At 38.9% G+C, this 3,304-nt stretch carries 2 protein-coding genes; both read left to right on the top strand.

All coding sequences use genetic code 11. The features are described 5' to 3' along the window. Positions 1-1,190, top strand: a 1,190-nt coding sequence (locus tag FC47_RS10970) for a peptidoglycan DD-metalloendopeptidase family protein (protein ID WP_235804019.1), incomplete at its 5' end; no start/stop codon positions are given. 83 nt (positions 1,191-1,273) lie between these two features. Continuing rightward, a partial coding sequence (locus FC47_RS09985; RefSeq protein WP_155519191.1) for a GH25 family lysozyme occupies positions 1,274-3,304 on the top strand: 2,031 nt, incomplete at its 3' end.

Genomic DNA, 3,304 nt, shown 5'->3' with positions numbered 1-3,304 from the left:
ATGGCAGAACGGTGTACTATAACAATAAGGGACAAATGTTGTATGGACAACAATCCATTAATGGAAAAACCTATTATTTTAGTATTTGTAACGGCGGAAAAGAAACTGGCGTCGTGTATAATGCTAATAAGAAGGTATTACAATATTATGGAGAAAAAGACGGTTCGTTGAGTAAGGGAACTGTTACTATTGACGGGAAAACGTATGTTTTAGATAGTGAAGGAAATATTTCACTCTTAAATGGTGAGAATCAAGTTAATGGCAATTGGTATCTGTACGATGCATCAGCTAAGAAACTTAAGACCGGTTTCCAGAGCGTATCAGGTAACCGAACCGTTTATTACGCTCCAGATACTGCAATTATGGTCCATGGTGAAAAGCAGATTGATGGCAACTGGTATTACTTTGATAAATGGACTGGTGCTGAAGCTATTTCAAGCTTTATCAATCTTGATGGCGGTCGAGTAGTGTACTATGATGATCAAGGACACATGGTTCATGGTGAAAAGCAGATTAGCGGAAGCTGGTACTACTTTGATAAAGGTAATGGTGCTGAAGCAATTTCTACATTTATTAATTTGAACGATGGTCGTACTGTTTATTATGATGGACAAGGCCATATGGTAAAAGGTTGGCAAAACATTAATAATAATACGTACTATTTTGATTTAGTTACTGGTGCAATGTACACTGGTACGCACTATATTGATGGGACTAAGCATACTTTTGGCTCAGATGGTGTAGAGGATACATGGGGATGGCCATTCCCAGCTGATGGTCGTGGTCATTTCACGGGAGCACAATTATTTGGTGTAAATGCAGGTGGTGAGTTCCGACTGAATGGTTTCCATGATGGTCTTGACTTTGGTTCAATTGATCATCCAGGCTATGAAGTCCATGCGGTTCACAAGGGGATAGTTACGGGAATCGGTTATGCTTCAGGTCTGGACTGGTACGTATTGATTGATACTGGCGAATATTTGACCGTTTACCAAGAAGCTTTCAGCAGTCGTTCTAATATTTGGGTAAGCGTTGGTCAACAGGTTAACGTTGGTGATGTTATCGGTGGACGAACGACGGCTCACTTGCATTTGGGAATTACTCGTCAAAAGAACTTTAATGTTGCCTTGGCAAACTCATTTAACAACAATGGAACATGGATTAATCCATTGACTTTGTTGGGTAACTAAACAGAAAAAGGGGAGCTTTTAAGGAAGCCCCCTTTTTTTAAGAAAATTTGAATTTTTGTGGATTTTTAATTTGGAGGAAAGATTTGAATAACGAACGTCAAAAAGTACAAGCATACCAAAGTGCACAGCAGAAAACTTTAAAAAAATGGACGCTTTTTTCTGGAATTACGTTAACGGCACTTAGTTTTGGATTAATTTTACATTCTGGTACTGCACAAGCTGATGCTACAACAACTAGTAACAGTAGCGTGTCACAAGCTACGGCTAACGATGCTAATACCGAATCTGTAGTACTGACTTCAACTTCCGCATCAACTAATAGTGCGAGTGGTGCCTCATCCTCGCAAGTTACAAGCAGCAGTAGTGAAAATGACGAATCAGCAGCAATAGGGACAAATACTTCCTCATCAGTTTCTGATACACAAACCAGTACTACATCTAATACAGCTTCTTCAACACAAGACAGTACTACTGCACAGCAGACTACATCATCACAAGATTTAAGTAAAAGCAGTTCAGAAAGTACAGCGACTGTCACTAACGATGAAAGTCAGAACGGCAGTTTGGTAACTGATAGTAGTGAGTCTTCAGCAGTGGCAGCATCTTCCACAGCAGTGGTTGTTACCAACACTGATCAAGAAATTGCCTTACAAGCTTTGGCTGCATACAGTACCTCAGCTGATGCAATTGATGTTTCTTCATATCAAGGTGCCATGAGTGTGGGAACTTACTCCTGGCTTAAGAGTCTAGGCGTTAAATATGTTATCGTTAAGCTGACCCAGGGTACTACATATACAAATCCATATGCACAAACGCAGATTAACAATGCCAAAGAAGCAGGCTTGACAGTTGCAACCTATGACTATGCAGTTTTCACTGATTCAGCATCAGCCATTGCCGAGGCCGATCATTATGCCAATGTTGCCAGTTCTTATGGCTTAGATGGTAGTACGCTGATGATTGCTGATATGGAAGACAATGTGACTAAACGCTCCAACATTGCTGCGCTTTTAAATGAATTTTGGAATGAGTTGAGCCGTCGAGGTTATACTAACCATGGTGTTTATGCCAGTTATAGCTATGATCAAACGTACAATGTCAGTTCAACGGTTGGACATAGTAAGACGTGGATCGCTGCTTACTACTATGACTACTGGAAAAATACTATGTTGAATTCGGACTATGGTGCTTGGCAGTATACTGATAGTTTTAATGGCTATGATGGCTCCATTGATATGGGAATGTTTAGCACTTACATGAGTTTAAACGGTGAAAAGCAAGAAAATGGTTATTGGTACCTATACAAAAATGGAGTTCGTCAAACTGGTTTTCAAAGCCTTTCAGATGGTCGAACTGTTTATTACAACAGTCAAGGCCAAATGCAATATGGCGAGCAAAACACTAATGGCTATTGGTACTATTTTGATAAAACGAGTGGCGCTATGGCTACTGGGTTTACCAAATTACCAGATGGTCGTATCGTTTATTATAATGCACAGGGCCAAATGCAATATGGCAGTCAGACTATTAATAATAACAAGTATTATTTCAATACAGTATCTGGCGCTATGGCACTTGGTGAAACAACGATCAATGGCCGTAACTATTACTACAATGTTAATACCGGGATTCAAGAAAAAGGATTAATTTATAACCAAAACACTAAGCAATTACAGTATTATGATTTAGCAACTGGTGCGCTGAAAACAGGTGTAAGTAGTATTTCGGATGGTAACAATACCGTTCAGTTAGACTCTGATGGATCAGTTAATACTAAAGGGTATACTACTGGCATTTATAAGATTGGCAGTAGTTCATACTACTATGGTGCAACTAAAGGTGAGTTCTTAACAGGGTGGCAAACAGTATCTGGTAAGAAATATTATTTTGATACAGATACCGCTCAAATGATTATTGGCGAGAAACATATTAATAATTATTGGTATGATTTTGATACCAACGGTGTTATGCAGACCGGCTTTATAAAATTATTAGATAAGACGGAAGAACGAATTGTTTATTATAATAGCCAAGGGCAAATGCAATATGGGGAACAATTAATCAATAATAAATGGTATTACTTTGATACAACTTCTGGAAAAATGGTGCAAGGC

The organism is Limosilactobacillus mucosae DSM 13345 (genome assembly GCF_001436025.1).
GTDB classification, from domain to species: Bacteria; Bacillota; Bacilli; order Lactobacillales; family Lactobacillaceae; genus Limosilactobacillus; species Limosilactobacillus mucosae.
Note: the sequence above shows the minus strand (reverse complement) of the source record. Positions and strands in the feature narration are given on the sequence as shown.